Raw genomic sequence first — 16,521 nt, 5'->3', positions numbered from 1 at the left:
TGTGGTGTACTCCGTGGCACCTCTGTGGTGAATTTCAGTATGCGCTTACTACCCACGGCGGTGACCCACTACCGTCGCGCAGCGCCCCCCTTCTCCGACCTACAGATCAGCCAACAACTCCCGAGCAGCGGCCCGGTACGGGTGGCCGTCGGTATTCGCGATCCGCTGCAGGGCGTCCTCGGCTTCGGGCCGGCGGTTGAGGGCGAGCAGGGCCAGGGCGTCGTACCATGCGGCGGGAGCCAGGTAAGGGCTATCGGGCGGGAGTTGGGCGAACCACTCCCGCGCCCGGGCCGGATCGTCGAGGGCCAGAGCCGACACGCCGAGGTAGAGCGGCGAAGCCGGATAGGCGGGGGCGGTGGGCAGCAGCTCGTCGTAACCGGTGCGGTAATCGCCTCGGTCGTAGTAATAGAGGATGCGCTCCAGGTCGCGCTCGGCGTCGGTTTGTGGGGGCGTATCGGCGAAAATGTTGGGATAGGGCTCGAAGGCACGGGCGTACAGGTCGCCGGGGGCGCTACCGCCGAAGGTATCGTAGGCGAGCCAGCCCAGCACCCCGCACAACACGGCGGCGAGGAGCAGGCCCGTGGATAGCGAAGGAAGCTTAATTCGGTAGCGGGGCCGCAATTGGACGCTTTCTTTGTTGGCGGCGGGCGCGGGTGCAGGGATCGGCTCGGGGGCGGGCGCTTCCCGGGCGAGCGTGCGCATGAGGTCCTGGCGGCCGGCCAGGGTGATCGCGGCGGGGTAACGGCGGGCCATTTCCGGATCGCCTTCGGTGACCGCATCCCGGCAGCTCAGAAGGCGGTCGTCCAGTTCGTCGTCGGGTTCCAGATCGAGGGCCCGGGCCAGGGCGGCGGATTCCATGCGGTGGTAATCGGCCAGCAGGAGGAGTTGCTGACAATCGCCGGCTTCCTTCAGGCGGAGGAGCAGGCGTTGCCCCGATGCGTCCAGCTGGACCGGCTTGGGTAAGTGATCCAGCGGCCCGTTGCCCATCGGGAAGCGGTGGGTGCTTACCTGGCCGTCGGCAAAGTAGACCGCGGCGATGGTGGTCACGAAGTGGAAAGCGGCTCCGGTGTAGGGATCTTCCGGGAGCAGGACGGCTTCGTACCAGCCGATCAGCGAGCGATGAAAATGGAGCGTGGCATGATCCGGGGGGTAATCATGCTCGTCGACCCAGGCCCGGTAATCCGGAGCCAGTTCCGTAGCGTATCGTCTGAGTTCGGCGAGCCGGCGGCCGTCTTGCATAGCGGGGTGCATTCCATTCCTCGAACACCGCCACCCGCGGAGCCGTTGGGGAAAGGTACCAAAACAACATACGATGAGCGCAAGCGGAGATAGAATACGGGGAGACTGGAACCAGGTCAAAGGAAAGGCCAAGCAAGAATACGGTGACCTCACCGACGATGACCTGACCTACCAGGAAGGAAAACACGACGAGTTCATGGGTAACCTCCAGACCAAACTGGGGAAAACCAAGCAACAGTTAAAGGACTGGATCGACAGCCTGTAAGCACCGGCTCGATATCCCGATTCCCATAAGATGCCCCCGTTCAGCCTTCTGGACGGGGGCATCTTTTTGGTCCCATCCCTGCACCCGCGCTCCGGCGCCCAATACCGGCTGCCCCCGGCGTGCGGCAAGAAATAGGGGGAATAAGTGCGTTTAGGGCCCCCTACCCTCCCGGGGAAGGAACAAAACCACTAGTCAAACCTTATTAGGTAAATTTGCGGTTCCCGCAGCACGGCCGGGAATCACTCTCAATTACCCCCATTATATGGCAGATATCCAAGAACTCAAAAGAATAGCCTCCCAGGTACGGCGCGACATTATCCGGCAGGTGTACCTCTCGCAGAGCGGCCACCCCGGTGGCGGACTCGGTAACGCCGACCTCCTGGTCGCGCTTTATTTTGAAGTCATGAAGCACGATCCTTCCTTCAATATGGAAGCGAAGGACGAAGACGTCTTCTTCCTCTCCAACGGCCACATCTCCCCGGTCTTTTACAGCGTACTGGCCCGCGCCGGGTACTTCCCCGCCGAAGAACTGAAGACCTTCCGTGCCATCGATAGCCGCCTGCAAGGCCACCCGACCACCCACGAGGGGCTGCCCGGTATCCGCGTAGCTTCCGGATCGCTCGGACAGGGCGTCAGCGTAGCCATCGGCATGGCGCTCTCCAAAAAAATGAACGGCGACGACCGCACCGTCTTCGTCCTCACCGGCGACGGCGAGCAGCAGGAAGGCCAGATCTGGGAAGCCGCCCTCTTTGCTCCCCACAACAAGGTGGACAACCTGGTCCTCATCATCGACGACAACGGCCAGCAGATCGACGGCCCCACCCAGGAGGTGCTCGAGCTCGGCAGCTTCGCCGACAAGTACAAGGCCTTCGGCTGGGACATCATGCGCATGAACGGTAACGATATGGAAGAGACCGTGAAGGTGCTCAAGGAAGCCGCTGCCAAGCGCAATGGCAAGCCTACCTGTATCGTCATGGACACCGAAATGGGCATGGGCGTGGACTTCATGGTCGGCACCCACCACTGGCACGGCAAAGCCCCGGACAAGGAGCAGGCGATCAACGCCCTGGGCCAGCTGGAGGAAACCCTTGGCGACTTCCCCGCCGAAGGGGTTTAGTACGGTAGTCGGTGGCTTCGCCACCTTTTAGTACGGTAGGGCCCAGCCCCCCATTCCATTAATCATTAAGAATATTATAGCGCATGCTATCCCTCGATAAATTACAATCCACCGGCAAGAAAGCCACCCGCGACGGTTTCGGCGCCGGACTCAAAGCCGCCGGCGACAAGCACGACAACGTGGTCATGCTCACCGCCGACCTCCGTGGCTCCATGAAGTCGGAAGACTTCATCAATACCTACCCCGACCGCTTCATCCAGGTCGGTATCTCCGAAGCCAACATGATGGGCATCGCGGCCGGTCTGGCTACGGGCGGAAAGATTCCGGTCACGACCACCTTCGCCAACTTCAGCACGGGCCGCGTCTACGACCAGATCCGCCAATCGATCGCCTACAGCGACAAGAACGTGAAGATCTGTGCCAGCCACGCCGGCCTGACGCTGGGTGAGGACGGGGCGACCCACCAGATCCTGGAAGACATCGGTATGATGCGGATGCTCCCCGGCATGACGGTCATCAACCCCTGCGATTACAACCAGACCAAAGCAGCCGTACAGGCCATCGTGGAGCACCACGGACCGGTGTACCTGCGCTTCGGTCGCCCGGGCTGGCCCGTCTTCATCCCCGAAGACACGAAGTTCGAGATCGGTAAGGCCCTGCCCCTCAGCGAGGGTACGGACGTGACCATCTTCGCCACCGGCCACCTGGTCTGGAAAGCCATCGAGGCCGCCCGCCAGCTGGAGAAGGAAGGCATCAGCGTCGACCTGATCAACATCCACACCATCAAGCCCCTCGACGAGGAAGCCGTGATCGCCAGCGCCAAGAAGACCGGCGCCGTCGTGACCTGCGAAGAACACAATAAGTACGGCGGCCTGGGCAGCGCCATCGCCGAATGCCTCAGCAAGCACCAGCCGACCCCCCAGGAGTACGTCGCTACCGATGACACCTTCGGGGAATCGGGTACCGCCGACGAACTGCTGGCCAAGTACGGCCTGGATACACCGGACGTGGTGGCCGCCGCCAAGCGGGCTATTAAGCGGAAATAAGTCGGCACTTCGTCCGCCGAAGGGCCATTGGCCATCCCGCAGGGTGGGTGATGGCACTTCGTCTGCCGACGTATCCTTACGATAGATATAGAAAACCGGTTTCTCCTTTGGGGGGACCGGTTTTTTAATTGGTGAATGGGTGAAGTGTTGAATTAGTGAATGGGCTACCGCTTGGGGAGGCTCGCATTCGGCTCGGGGGGGAATGGTGAATGGGTGAATTGTTGAATTAGTGAATGGCTGCCGCGCAAGTCAGCTCGCCTTCGGCTCGTGGGGGGGGGAGAAGTACGATGTTTGAAGTATGAGGTACGAAGTACAAAGGTGCTGCCGCGCGTTTTAGCTCGCCTGCGGCTCGTGTTCTCAACACTGATTTCACAGATTTTGGGCACGGATTTTCGGTCGCCTCAGCTCGCTTCGCTCGTTCGGCTGGGCGATTGCAAAATAAGCGGGACCACATTATAAATCAGCCCCTCCGGTAATTTCCGCTTCCCCTCCCTTGGTATAAGCCCTGTGCTGCGGGAAATTCCGTGCTAATCTGTGCCCGAGCGAAGCGAGCTGAGAAGCGCGGCAGCATTTTCACCCATTCACTAATTCAAAAACTCACGAATTTACCAAGCGACCGTCGGCGGACGAGCGGAGCTCGGCAGACGACCGGGCCCACGAGCGAAGCGAGCTGAGGCGACCGAAACCACGAAGTAGCGGCGCAGCCAATCCGTGCCCGAAATCCGTGCCGGCGAAGCCGATCTGTGTTGAGTATCCCACAACGAGCGAAGCGAGTCCCGATAGCTATCGGGATTGCGGCAGCCAATTCACTAACTCAACGATTCAAAAATTCACTCTTCCCACAACGAGCGAAGCGAGTCCCGATAGCTATCGGGATTGCGGCAGCCATTCACTAATTCAATAATTCATCCATTCACCAAGGGCCCGTCGGCGGACGAGCGGAGCTCGGCAGACGACCGGGCCCACGAGCGAAGCGAGCTGAGGCGACCGAAACCACGAAGTAGCGGCGCAGCCAATCCGTGCCCGAAATCCGTGCCGGCGAAGCCGATCTGTGTTGAGTATCCCACAACGAGCGAAGCGAGTCCCGATAGCTATCGGGATTGCGGCAGCCAATTCCCTAACTCAACAATTCAAAAATTCACTCTTCCCACAACGAGCGAAGCGAGCTGAGACATGCGGCAGCCATTCACTAATTCAACAATTCATCCATTCACCAAGGCCTCGTCGGCGGACGAGCGGAGCTCGGCAGACGACCGGGCCCACGAGCGAAGCGAGCAGAAACGTGCGGCAGCCCTTCGTACTTTGTCCTTCGTACTTCAAACATCGTACTTCTTCATGGAAGCATCCATCAAGCTAACCCTGGCCCGCAAAGACTACCAGCTAAAGCAAATCCTGGAGCTGCAGCAGACCAACCACCTGGAGCGCGTAGACTCCGACACCCAGGGCTTCGAGGTGCTGGACTGGTTTCGGGGTCCCGACGGTAAAGACTGAGTAATCGTTGTTTGGAACTGGCAGAACGGGATAGAGGACATTGCATAGCCAGCCGCAGGTCATTACACTCCGCGAAGGGCCCGCGCCCCGGGGAAGCCTACCGCCTACTCGATATCGTAGTCCGGTAGTGTGTGGGCATTCGTCGGGGGGGTCATGAGGCGTTCCCGGAAGAGGCGATTGGCGTACCTGGCCACCACTTCGAATTCTCCCTTCAGGAGGTGATCTAGAAGCTTGGGACCGCTGTTATCGCCCAGATTCTTTAACAGGGCACCCACGCCCCGCTCCAGGGATCCATAGCGGTGCTGGTATAGTTCTACTATGCGCACCACGTCCCGTTGGTGGTGTTTACTAAAGTGATAAAGTTGGGTACCGACCTTCTGGGCATCCGATGTCGACAATACGATGTCGTTGGCGTTGCAGAGGGAGGTGAACCGGTTGCCGATGAAGTGACCTGCAAGGTTCAGGGTCAGTTGTTTAATGGCGCTGGATTCCGTCCTGGAATTGAATAGGAGCGCTATTCCGAAACCGCTTTCGTTCCACATGGTGTACCGGGCATCGTAGTTACCTATCCTACCCGAATGAAAGAAGGCGGGTGCACCGAAATATTCGGCGGCCTGGGACCCGGCAGTGGGGCGAAACACCCCTAACCCCAAAGCGGAAGTTCCGGTAACCCCGTAGTTGTCCATCATCAATTGGCGGGTTTCTTCGCTGATGATCTGATTGGTATTGATCATGATCATCAGCCGGGCCAGGTCCCCAATCGTCATAGTCCAGCCACCGGCCGGCCCTTCCCACCCCGTATACCGTCGATTTACGAAGGATTCGGCATTGCCAGGTTGATCGAAGGCTAGATTTGGAATATCGGCCTGTCGCCAATAGGCATTCAGACAGGGGGACAGCATGGTGTCTCCCGATATGGTCCCGCCCTTCATGCAGACATTCCACCAAACGAAATTTTCGTATCCCCGCTCGACGGGCGCAAAATCATTTGCTGGGTTAGTGGTCATAAAGTCGATGATGGCTCCCAGAATGGTGTAGCCTGCATTGGAATAACTGCTGGTCCCGCTAGCCGTTTGTTTCTCCGTCGACCGGTAACCAAAGTATGCGTTACGCGGGAATATGCCGGGGTGATCCCCATCGTCGGGAAACTTACTGATGAGGTCGGCTTCCGTGCTGGGAAAATTCATGCTGGGTTCACGCGGCAAGCCGGAGGAATGGCTTAGTAACTCCAGTACCGTAATATCACGCCAGGCAACCGGGCAAAAGGGTAAGTAGGCGTTGATGGTTTGCTGGAGATCGATTTTTTCCCGTTCGTGCAAAACCAGGATCGCCAACGCGGTTAATGTCTTAGAGATAGAGCCGACGCTCGAGGGGGTATAGTATTGAAAGGCCGTATCCGCGTCGTTCTGCCTAGAAAGGCCATAGGCCTTGAGGTAATGGACCTGGTTGTTACAGACGATGCCTACCGCACAACCCACGCTATTATTGGCATCGATAAAGTCATTCATTACAGTATCTACCTCGGGAATATTACCTAAATAACTATAATCCCGGGCTGCAGTGAGTTGGTAATTGATCGGATTGCAGGGCTTACACATGGTTTTCGCATTACGGGTGAGTAGCAGACGAACCCGGAGCCCTTCCACGTAGGAAAAGGTACCGACCAAAGCTCCGGAGGTACGGCACTTAATATGTGTATTTCGCCATTCGTTACTCACGCGTAGAATGGCCCGTCGGCGCCCCGCCCAGTCGGCGGACGAGCGGAGCTCGGCAGACGACCGGGCCCACGAGCGAAGCGAGCAAAAACGTGCGGCAGCCCTTCGTACTTTGTCCTTCGTACTTCAAACATCGTACTTCTTCATGGAAGCACCCATCAAACTAACCCTGGCCCGCAAAGACTACCAGCTAAAGCAAATCCTGGAGCTGCAACGGGCTAATCTCATGGAAAGCGTAGATGCCGACACCGCCAGCACCCAGGGGTTCGTGACGGCCACCCACGACCTACCGCTCCTCAAGCGAATGGGGGAAACGGCGGCACCGGTGATCGCCATTCGGGAACGGACGGTGCTCGGATATTGCCTGGCCATGGATCGATCCTTCAAGGAGGACGTGCCGGCGCTGACCTTTCTGATCGAACGGCAGGACGGCCTCCTGCACCGCGGCCAATTGCTGGGGGAAAGCGAATACCTGATCATGGGCCAGATCTGCGTCGCCGAGGAAGCACGCGGCCAGAAGCTGCCCGACCGTATGTACAAGTACCTTCGCGCCTGCTACCACCTGCGCTATACCTACTGCGTCACCGCCGTGGACGCCCGCAATACGCGCTCGCTGCGGGTGCACGAACGGGTGGGCTTCGACGAGCTGGATCGCTTCACCTCGGCGGACGGCCGCAACTGGGTCCTCGTTATTTGGAATTGGCGGGACGGGATGGAGGGCTTTTAAGCCGGACGGTCAGGTCGTTGCCCTCGAAGGCGGGAAGCTCCGGGATCAGGTTCTCCCCGCCGGTGGTCAGGTGGACGAAGAAATCGCTCTCCAAATCCACCACGATGAGGTGGTCCCCCAGGTAGATCACCTTGGCCTCGTCGATGGAAGCCGGGAATTCGATGTCCTCCTCCACGTCGACGGTCACTACCCGCTGTACCGCATCCTTATCTTCCTGGAAGACGAACGACAGACGGTCTTCCCCTTCGGTGATTTCGGCCAGTTGCACGCCCGTGACCGCGCCGACGGCCGCAAAGGCCCGCTCGTGTTCGGGTACGTCTTCGTCCAGGTAGTAGTTGTAGTCTTCCACCAGCAGCTCCGCGTCGACGCCGGCCATCGGCAGTGGATCGTCGTCCCCGGTACAGGCTGCAAGGAAGGTGGTAAGGCACACCAGGGCCATAGCCTGACAAATTAGACGCATTGCGGTAGTTTTAGCTGAAGGGGAACGGTGCTTAAAGTAAGCTATTTCTCATACATCGCCAAACGGCCGAATAGTAACCCGTCCGTGGTTAGCGATGTTATGGATGTAGATACACTAAATCCCGCCTAGCTATGCACCTGCGCACCGTCGCCCACGTCCTGCCCGCCCACGAACTGAACATGGGCGCCTTCCGGGTCTACCAGCCCCTGCCGACCCAGCGGGTGGACCAGATCGACCCCTTCCTGCTGCTGCATCACTTCGGCCCCTTCGAGGTGGAGGCGGGCGGGCGCGATCCGCTGGACCTGGGGCCCCACCCCCACCGCGGCTTCGAGCCGGTGACCTTCCTCTACCAGGGGGCCATCCGCCACCGCGACAGCCGCGACAACACCGGTCACCTCCGCGGCGGCGACGTGCAGTGGATGACCGCGGGCCGGGGCATCATCCACAGCGAGCGTGGCAGCAAGGATTTCATGGAAACCGGCGGCACCGTCGAGGGCATCCAGCTGTGGGTCAACCTCGCGCCGGCCGATAAGATGGTGCAACCCCGCTACCAGGACCTGAAAACCGACGATATTCCCACGGTAGATTTGGGCGGCGGAGCGCAGGTAAAAATCGTCGCCGGTAACCTCAACGGTACCCAGGGAGCCGCGCAAACCCACACCCCGATCAACGCCTGGCAACTGACCCTCCCCCCCGGTGCAACGGCCGAACTGCCCGTCCCGGAAAGCCACAACCTCGCCGCCTACCTGCTCGACGGCGGCATCGCTACCGGCGGCGGCTTCGACTACGCCGCCCGTACCCTGCTCTACTACCGCAACGACGGCACCGGCATCCAGCTGACCAACACCGGAAACGGGGAAGCCCGCGCCCTCATCCTCAGCGGCGAACCGATCGGGGCCCCGGTGGTGAGCCACGGCCCCTACGTCATGAACTCCCAGACGGAGATTATGGAGGCGATGCGGGATTACGGAAAGGGCAAGTTTGGCTTTTACGTGGAGGAATAGCGGTGCGCGGCTCGTGAGCTCCGGCTCGCGACGTATACAGCGTACCTATCCGGATAGTGAGCTTTAGCTTGCGGCCTATCCATACCGGTTCGTGAGCTCTAGCTCGTAGTAATAGAGATTTCCGTTCCTCCGGCTTTTGCCCCCCGGGGCTAAACAGCTAGGGCCACTACCCCAGCTGCCGGCAGAGGGGGAGGAAGCCGGATCCCTACATCTGGAGGAATAGACAAATCTATTTCCAGCGCTAGCTTGGTTGAACACCCCCGAGCATGCACCCACCCCGCCCCGCACACCCCCTACTCCGGGAGTATTGCACAAAGTGTGTCAAGGCATTTTCTAGCGGAAGCAATTTTTGGCCGAGCCCCCGTAGAAGACCTCGAGGCTTAAGCAAAAAACAAGGTGACGGCGGCACTCACCAATCCAGACGCAATCGGTCATCGTAGAGGATGGCCAGTGGGGAGAAGATTCGGTTTTGCTGCGCAGTACGTCGTGCTCAGGTGCGCATCGGCTTTTGCCACTTCGCGGTGACGTCGCGCTGTACCAAAAAGAGTAATTTAGCTAAGCTGCTCGTGTAGCCTTTCCCCGAAACTGAAAATTCCATTAAACACCAACTAACAGATGCCATCAATGAGTTGATTCCTTTGGAAGGAATTGGCCTAGATTGAGCGAGCGTTCGAGCGTAGCCGCCCCATGGCAAGCAACAGCAGCCAACAACCAATACGACCAAGGAAATGGACCCCGATGCCCCATTCATCATACGAAAGCCCAATGATCCCTTCCTAGCCAGCATCGTAGAAAGCTACTTCTACCTCGACACTACGGTCAGCCAATTATCCCGGCAACCCGAACCGATCATCCCCTTCCCCAGGATAACCTTCGGCTACTTCTTCGGCGAACCGTTTACCGTGACGAACCACTCGATCAACCAATCGGCCCTGGTTAACATCGCCATCTCCAAAATCGCTACGCAACAGATAAGCGTGCAGCCCAGTGGGGAAACCGTCAGAATATTGGGGGCGCATTTGCGGCCCTACGGCTTGGCGTACTTTACAAAGCAATCCATTGACAAAATGCCCTGGCTAATCGACACCGAGGAGCTCTTTGGTGACGTCGCCACCAATTTTGTCAAGCGAATCCATGCCTGCCAAAGCACGGAGCAGCTATTTGATGAAGTGGAAACCGTCTTCTTAGATAACCTCCTCACCCGGGATATGGACCTTATCAGGGAAGCAATCAACCTGATTGAAGAAAATGGCGGAAACATCAAGGTCGCCGACCTCTCCAAACAGCTAGGCACGACGAATAGAACCCTACGGAATCATTTCAACGACAAGATCGGCTGCTCGCCCAAGGAATACCTACGCATAGTGAAGCTGAAACAGGTCGCCTACGAGCTCAAGCACTCGCCCGATTCCCTTACGCGTATTGCGCACGAGAACGAGTACTTCGACCAGGCGCACTTTAATCACGAAGTGAAGGGCATCACGGGACGATCGCCCAACCAGCTCAAAAAAGAAATCCCGTCTTTCCGTTTTTTACAATTCTAGGCTAGCTACCGGCGGGACCTTTGCCTCATCAATCTTAGATCGTAAGACCATGAGGCTAATCTCCATTTTAGCGTTGCCGCTTTTCGCGGTAGCAAGCTTGTTCCTAACCAGGCAGCAATCGTTTGCTACGGATGTTGGGTTACTCTCCCCTTCGACGGAGGGTGCAGTATGGGCTGATTGGAATTACCCTTCCAAAAACAGTCCGAATGAAGCGTAATACCCTGTTAACCGTACACCTGATCGCTACCATCGTAGCGGCCCTGACCATTGCTACCTTCTTCTCCCTGTCACTCTTCGCGGAACTCAAGGGCGATGACGGTATTATCCGCAGCGTAAAGGCATTCATTCTATATGCCATGCCCATCATGATCCTGGCTATGCCAACCCTGAAGATCACCGGTGATAAACTTGCCGGAAAGTCAAAAAGCCCGCTGGTCTTAGCGAAGGTCAAACGGATGAAGCTGATACTGGTGAACGGCATTTGCCTGGTATCCTTAGCCATCTTTCTGTACTACCGCTCGCATTACCAATCCATCGATAGCGTTTTCCTCCTTGCGCAGATCGCCGAATTCATTTTCGGGTTGGCTAACCTGACGCTGATCGTTTTGAATGCCCGGGATGGAATGCAGCTTTCGGGCAAACTGCAAATGAAGGCGAACGGAATATAGGCAGTGGTCAATCAATGTCTGTGACGGATACCCACGCCCTGCGCGGAAGGGTGCATTACCACCAGCGTCGCCCGCCCCTCTATTGCGCCCTTTTGATCGCGGCCGCAGGGTGCCCCCCACTGGGACGGCAACCGGTGCGCTGATAAAGATCACAAAGCCTACATTTAAAGAAAGCAGCAGCCTAAATGACCCGCATCGGATTCATCAGACACGGCATAACTGACTGGAACGTGGAAGGACGCGTACAGGGTCAAACGGATATTCCCCTGAACGAAGCGGGCCGAAAGCAGGCGTACGCATTGGCCGATAGACTGAAGGGAGAAGAATGGGACCTTATTTATTCGAGTGATCTGTCGCGGACTGGGGAAACCGCCGAAATTGTTGCTAAGGCGCTCGGGTTACCCGTTCGGACGGACATCCGGTTACGGGAAATGCACTGCGGCGAGGTGGAAGGCACCACCCCGGAAGAACGCATCGCCCGTTGGGGGAAGGACTGGAAATCCCTGCCCCTGAACATCGAAAGCAGCGCCTCCATCGTTGACCGGGGACTATCCTTTGTCTTTTACCTGCTGGATAATCATGCGGGCTCCAGTGTATTGGTGGTCAGCCACGGCGCACTGGTTCGCTTAACGTTGAAGGTACTGATTCCCCACGTAGACACGAAAGAACGCTTACGGAATGCGTCGATTACTACCCTGGCACACTTGAATGGGAGTTGGGATTGCGCGTTGTATAACTGTGCGAAGCATATCTTTTGAGGAGTGCTGGCAGTGTAGGCTTCCCCAGCACCGGCAGCGTGGATAAGTAGTAATCGGCTATAGCGTTACTTTGGATCTAGACTTTGCGCACGCATAAGTTCAAGCAGAACGAATAGCCCATTATTCCGATACTATTCATAACCCCGAACCGGATTTAAGAGCTTATTTGATGCCCTCGCGCTCGCAGAACGCCCGCTGAGTTAGGCCACTGCGCTGCCAGCGCTCGGTCAGGTTGTGGTAGTTTGCCATGGCGGCAAAGTTGGTGGCACAATCACTAGATATGCAATACGTAGTTCGCTAACCGCTTACTGACGCCCTCAAACCGAGGTTTGCAAAAAGTGGATTGCGGATGAAGGGCTTACAAACGGTCGAGCTGCTGGCAGAAATCATCTACCGTGACGAAGATCTCAATCAGCTTGTGTGCTTTATCCTTGGTGAGCATGGGGCGGGCTTTGGTCCGGAAGGAAGTTCAGATGTTCTTCAAAGTACCGATTGCCCGCCTCATCTTTCATAAACTTCTAAAAAACAGGCGGTTTCCCCCAACCTCAAGTTACGATTAAGTATCGACACATCTTCTTGAGTCCGGCCGACGACGGCCGCCAACTGTACCGGGGAATCGAGGAGTGGCTGCATTGCTACAAACACGGGGATCACAAGGGAATTGACTCAGTATAACCTATCCAGTGGTACCACAAGGCCGCCTAACTTTCAACGAATTAACTTGGTTCTGTGGTCTGAAAACCCGAGGTACTACAGTCTAACATCTAGCAGAAAGAAAAATGGCCAGCCCCGGTACAGGAACTGGCCATCTCCAGCTTAAATACAGCGGCTTGTTAAAAAACCCGGTACCCTAATCCGAATTGAAGAGCAGTTAGCCGGTTATCGAAAGGCACCGTCAGATTTACGGCTTCCACCTCTACCGGATTGTCAGAGGCAGAGCTGATCTGATGCCGGATATTGGCAAAGGCCGAGAACCTTTTATACCCTATATCAATCCCGGCATTTACCTTCCAGACGGAACCCCCAAAGGAACGGTTAAGTGCATTCTCTATAGCAACTGCCTGTTGTTGGGTTTTGCTGTCGGGAATTTTGTCGATATAATTTTCCTCTCGAACAGGAATGGAATAGGTGAAGCCAATTTTGGGAGTTATCCAGAAATCATTCAGCTCAAGGGTATAGCTTGGCAGAACGGAGAAGTCGAGTCGATCGGGTGCGTAAAATATTCCCCGGTTCAACGGTCCTAAAATGCCATTTTCCTCGGTAGGGTCCTCAAAAAAGACACTATAAATCACGCGGCCATAGTCAATTTGTGTTTGTACCCCAAATTGATCCTTTACTTTCCAATCGGCCCTGATACCACCAAAAAAGGACTCTTCGCCGTCCGATTCCGTAAGTTGACCGAAGCCAAAATTGAAGTTTAATCCGGCTGCATCCATTGGCGACACCAGACGATGAGTTGCGATCTCACCACCTGTAAACAAAGATATACCCTTTAGCTGGCTCCATACGGTTGCTTGCAAACCGAAAAAAAGAAGCAGGGTGAGCATTATAGCGTTTCGTTTTGTCTGTTTAAACATTACGGGGATTAAGGTTGCTGATCTACGTGAAAAATAACCCAGCCTGTGTCATACTCACTGCGAGGATTTGTACTGTTGCAATATTCGACGATGTGTTCTCCCAGGTCGTCTGACTTATTTGAGATCGTAATCGAAAAGCCGACCTCAAAAGCTTGTACTTCTGCTATATTCGCAAATTTCACTTTAGGTGAAAGCTTGAAACTGAGTGTGATTGGAGTTCCACTATCGACTTCTAACCAACTATACTTCATCATATTACCCGCAGCATCCGGTAGCCAAGTTATCACTTCCTGAAATTCACCGTTGAAATTATCTACATCACATGTAAGCCAGTTGCAACTGCGCAAATCATCAGAACTCCCGAACCATGTCTTTTTAAGCGTGGTTGGCCCTCCACCGGAATTGCGAAATGAAATACTTACCTGCATCTCGTGCTCACCATCGAACCATTCATTTGCATCACGCCATCTGTCAATGTTTTTGAAGCGGCGGAACGACACTCGATCTCGATTATTGTTGCTCGCACGATCCGAATCGCCACAGGGGAAACTTTTGCTTGTGGAACTGGGCTTAGGGGTTGATCCGCCACCACTCGGAGGGGGAGGATTACCGCCTACATAGCAGTTGTCAAAGTTATCAAGATCACGGCTATCGTAATAATAGTCATCGCCATTCGAATTCACCGGTTCTAAAGGACAGGCTTTTGGAATTACTCCAGAACCCCTTTTTGAATCATATTGATATGGTCCCTTCGAATAAACGATTCTCTCGTTTATCGAGACTACCATGGTGACTTCTTCAGGCGCTTCGGTCCCGGAAATGGTTGTCCATTTTTTTTGCAGCGGTAAGGTATGTAGGCAAGTCACCCTTATCAATTTCTACCAATTGAAGGTTGGCAATATTCGGGGTATGGGCAATTTCATCCCAATTTACCGTGGAACCTTCCCATAGTTCTGGTACATGCACCTGAAGCAACGGATTTTCTTCCAAAAGATCATCAATGAAGGCAGATGACCCAGATTTCGGGTCAAGGTCTTTATCATTGTTGTAGGAGAAAAGATCTCCAAAGACCCGAATATCATCTCGGTCGGCAATGCTGATCTCAGAATCTTTTTCAAACGCAAGCAGGAAATCGTAATCCCCATCAAACTGGAGCATCACTTTTTCTTTGACAAACGACCGTACTTCCGCATATTGCATAGCATCTGCCAGTTGTTCGACGAATTGTCCTGTGAGGGTCGTTGTCGGGGTGGGGCCACTGTAAGATAATACTTCATTATCTGTCTGGAGTGTAAGCGGCCGATCCTGCTCACAAGCAGTTACGATGAGCAAAACGAGTGCCATGGGCACGGCGAGTCGAGTAAGCCTGAGTAGGTTACTATTCATAAGGGATGGGTTTAGCGGCTAATCAATAAATAGCCTGAGGTGTATGCCAAATATACGCTGTAGAAGGGAGTACTTATCTTTTTATCCTAAAATCCTGGGAACAACGCGATATATTATTTATCATATGTGCTAGAAAGATTTTATTGCCGCCCATCGTGAACACTTCCGCCTCTGTACATAGAGGGTGACAACAAGCTTTCCTGATGGGCTGTATTTTAATCGCCTATCCCGCACATTACTATTGTTCAATTTCTCTATTTTCCAAATTCGAAGGGTACTAGCTTACCGGAAATGCACTGCGGCGACGTGGAAGGAACCACCCGGGAAGAACGGACCGCCCGTTGGGGGAATGACTGGAAATCCCTGCCCCTAAACATCGAAAGCAGCGCCTCCATCGTCGATCGCGGACTATCCTTTGTTTCCTACCTGCTGGATACCCATGACGGCGCCAACGTATTGGTGGTCAGCCACGGGGCACTGGTTCGTTTGACGCTGCAACGCCTGATTCCCCACGTAGACACCAAAGAACGTTTGCGTAATGCGTCCCTCACTACCCTCCTGTATTCGAAGGGGGATTGGGATTGCGCCCTGTATAACTGTGCGAAGCATATCCTTTGAGCGTTACCGGCAGGGGACGCTTTGCAGCGGTAGCGTGGATCAATGACCATCGACCACCGCGGCACTTCGTATCCAGGCTTTGCGCCAGCCAAATTCAGGCGGAAGCAGGTACATAGTATTCCGGTTGCGGACGCTGCGGGCAGTCGCATATCTGATAAATTTTGTGGATAACAGATACTTCGGCAACCCTTCGGGCTGGAATTAGGCATGACGGATAGTACGCCGTTCGCGGGCAAAGAAAGAGTGCCTGTAACGACCAAATCTCCCGCGTCCATCGCAAAAGGAAGGACCGAAAAGGCCAACTATATCTCCCGGAATAAGACGTTCAAACAATCTTTTAATTACCTAAAGTTCTCTTAAATAGGAGTACGGTGCCAATAAGCCGCCCTAAATTCCTGCACCGTAAACACCTAAACCCCCAAACCAATGCGTACAATCCTATACCCTATTTTACTTTTACTGCTCGTTGCCTCCTGTTCCAAGCAGCGACAAACCCTCAACCGGATCGAGGGCACTTTTGAGACGGTTGAATTTGTCGTCACCGTGTCCGGCACCGATAGCGTACTCTTCACCGCCTCACCGACCTTCCAGTTCGGTGAATGTGCCCCGCGCGATACCCGGTGTACGATGACCGTCGTCGACTCCGACAGCACCGTTTACAATTACCGATATAACTATAGCCACGACCCGGCCAGTGGTATGGAAGTAATTGGATTTAACCGGGGGGATGCGGAGACCTGGAGCTCCGATGCTGACCTGAGCCGAGTCTTAGATAATGTCTTTGATTTTGAGTTAAATAAGGGAGAACTAAGACTGCACCTTGAGGATTACAAATGGATGTGGGACTCCATGCAGGGCTATGACCTCTGCGACATATCCATCACGGCAGTTAAGCGCTAAGGCGGT

General features: G+C 55.3%; 19 protein-coding genes. 12 read left to right on the top strand and 7 right to left on the bottom strand.

Going from position 1 to position 16,521, the window contains the following annotated elements:
* Positions 1-99: 99 nt before the first annotated feature.
* Positions 100-1,239 carry a tetratricopeptide repeat protein gene (locus CLV84_RS03185; RefSeq protein ID WP_104418291.1) on the bottom strand — a complete coding sequence of 380 codons (1,140 nt, stop codon included), beginning with the start codon at positions 1,237-1,239 and terminating at the stop codon, positions 100-102.
* Between the two features lie 73 nt (positions 1,240-1,312).
* Between CLV84_RS03185 and CLV84_RS03180 the strand changes: the two genes are divergently transcribed.
* From CLV84_RS03180 to CLV84_RS21710, 4 genes are all read left to right on the top strand, one after another.
* On the top strand, positions 1,313-1,504 hold the full coding sequence (locus tag CLV84_RS03180) for a CsbD family protein (protein ID WP_104418290.1): 192 nt from the start codon (positions 1,313-1,315) through the stop codon (positions 1,502-1,504).
* Positions 1,505-1,766: 262 nt separating this feature from the next.
* Positions 1,767-2,621, top strand: coding sequence for a transketolase (locus CLV84_RS03175; RefSeq protein WP_104418289.1), 855 nt, complete (start codon positions 1,767-1,769; stop codon positions 2,619-2,621).
* An 83-nt stretch (positions 2,622-2,704) separates the two neighbouring features.
* Complete coding sequence (locus CLV84_RS03170; RefSeq protein ID WP_104418288.1) at positions 2,705-3,667, top strand: transketolase family protein; 963 nt, start codon at positions 2,705-2,707, stop codon at positions 3,665-3,667.
* A 1,335-nt stretch (positions 3,668-5,002) separates the two neighbouring features.
* A complete protein-coding gene (locus tag CLV84_RS21710; protein ID WP_170067547.1) occupies positions 5,003-5,158 on the top strand; it encodes a hypothetical protein in 156 nt (51 codons plus the stop codon).
* A gap of 104 nt (positions 5,159-5,262) precedes the next feature.
* Here CLV84_RS21710 and CLV84_RS03165 read toward each other — a convergent pair whose 3' ends face one another.
* Positions 5,263-6,666 carry a serine hydrolase domain-containing protein gene (locus CLV84_RS03165; RefSeq protein ID WP_170067546.1) on the bottom strand — a complete coding sequence of 468 codons (1,404 nt, stop codon included), beginning with the start codon at positions 6,664-6,666 and terminating at the stop codon, positions 5,263-5,265.
* 217 nt (positions 6,667-6,883) lie between these two features.
* Here CLV84_RS03165 and CLV84_RS03160 point away from each other — a divergent pair, with 217 nt between their 5' ends.
* Positions 6,884-7,600, top strand: coding sequence for a GNAT family N-acetyltransferase (locus CLV84_RS03160; protein ID WP_146088688.1), 717 nt, complete (start codon positions 6,884-6,886; stop codon positions 7,598-7,600).
* Here CLV84_RS03160 and CLV84_RS03155 read toward each other — a convergent pair.
* Entirely contained in the window at positions 7,563-8,060 is a 498-nt protein-coding gene (locus CLV84_RS03155) for a hypothetical protein (RefSeq protein ID WP_146088687.1), read from the bottom strand. The two genes, CLV84_RS03160 and CLV84_RS03155, sit on opposite strands and share 38 nt — an antisense overlap.
* A 131-nt stretch (positions 8,061-8,191) precedes the next feature.
* On the opposite strand from CLV84_RS03155, the gene CLV84_RS03150 reads away from it, so the two are divergent.
* From CLV84_RS03150 to CLV84_RS03135, 4 genes are all read left to right on the top strand, one after another.
* Complete coding sequence (locus CLV84_RS03150; RefSeq protein WP_104418284.1) at positions 8,192-9,064, top strand: pirin family protein; 873 nt, start codon at positions 8,192-8,194, stop codon at positions 9,062-9,064.
* A gap of 728 nt (positions 9,065-9,792) precedes the next feature.
* Positions 9,793-10,608, top strand: a complete 816-nt coding sequence (locus CLV84_RS03145) for a helix-turn-helix domain-containing protein (RefSeq protein WP_104418283.1) — start codon at positions 9,793-9,795, stop codon at positions 10,606-10,608.
* A 206-nt stretch (positions 10,609-10,814) separates the two neighbouring features.
* Complete coding sequence (locus tag CLV84_RS03140) at positions 10,815-11,276, top strand: hypothetical protein (protein ID WP_104418282.1); 462 nt, start codon at positions 10,815-10,817, stop codon at positions 11,274-11,276.
* A gap of 185 nt (positions 11,277-11,461) precedes the next feature.
* Positions 11,462-12,034 (top strand): histidine phosphatase family protein, encoded by a 573-nt coding sequence (locus tag CLV84_RS03135; protein ID WP_104418281.1) that lies wholly within the window; start codon positions 11,462-11,464, stop codon positions 12,032-12,034.
* A gap of 162 nt (positions 12,035-12,196) precedes the next feature.
* Here the strand turns inward: CLV84_RS03135 and tnpA are convergent, their stop codons facing one another.
* The gene (gene tnpA / locus CLV84_RS22265; protein WP_406603339.1) at positions 12,197-12,283 is read right to left on the bottom strand and encodes an IS66 family insertion sequence element accessory protein TnpA; all 87 of its coding nucleotides are present in this window, start codon (positions 12,281-12,283) and stop codon (positions 12,197-12,199) included.
* A 100-nt stretch (positions 12,284-12,383) separates the two neighbouring features.
* On the opposite strand from tnpA, the gene CLV84_RS21705 reads away from it, so the two are divergent.
* Entirely contained in the window at positions 12,384-12,548 is a 165-nt protein-coding gene (locus CLV84_RS21705) for a hypothetical protein (RefSeq protein WP_170067545.1), read from the top strand.
* Positions 12,549-12,867: 319 nt separating this feature from the next.
* Here CLV84_RS21705 and CLV84_RS03130 read toward each other — a convergent pair whose 3' ends face one another.
* From CLV84_RS03130 to CLV84_RS03120, 3 genes are read right to left on the bottom strand one after another with little or no spacing between them, the layout of a single operon-like run.
* The gene (locus CLV84_RS03130) at positions 12,868-13,581 is read right to left on the bottom strand and encodes a hypothetical protein (RefSeq protein WP_146088686.1); all 714 of its coding nucleotides are present in this window, start codon (positions 13,579-13,581) and stop codon (positions 12,868-12,870) included.
* A 38-nt stretch (positions 13,582-13,619) separates the two neighbouring features.
* Positions 13,620-14,399, bottom strand: a complete 780-nt coding sequence (locus CLV84_RS21425) for a hypothetical protein (protein ID WP_146088685.1) — start codon at positions 14,397-14,399, stop codon at positions 13,620-13,622.
* A gap of 10 nt (positions 14,400-14,409) precedes the next feature.
* A complete protein-coding gene (locus CLV84_RS03120; protein WP_104418278.1) occupies positions 14,410-14,997 on the bottom strand; it encodes a hypothetical protein in 588 nt (195 codons plus the stop codon).
* A 291-nt stretch (positions 14,998-15,288) separates the two neighbouring features.
* Here CLV84_RS03120 and CLV84_RS03115 point away from each other — a divergent pair, with 291 nt between their 5' ends.
* The gene (locus CLV84_RS03115) at positions 15,289-15,615 is read left to right on the top strand and encodes a histidine phosphatase family protein (protein ID WP_104418277.1); all 327 of its coding nucleotides are present in this window, start codon (positions 15,289-15,291) and stop codon (positions 15,613-15,615) included.
* 426 nt (positions 15,616-16,041) lie between these two features.
* The gene (locus CLV84_RS03110; RefSeq protein WP_104418276.1) at positions 16,042-16,515 is read left to right on the top strand and encodes a hypothetical protein; all 474 of its coding nucleotides are present in this window, start codon (positions 16,042-16,044) and stop codon (positions 16,513-16,515) included.
* Positions 16,516-16,521: the final 6 nt, after the last annotated feature.

The organism is Neolewinella xylanilytica (assembly GCF_002934605.1).
GTDB classification, from domain to species: domain Bacteria; phylum Bacteroidota; class Bacteroidia; order Chitinophagales; family Saprospiraceae; genus Neolewinella; species Neolewinella xylanilytica.
Note: the sequence above shows the minus strand (reverse complement) of the source record. Positions and strands in the feature narration are given on the sequence as shown.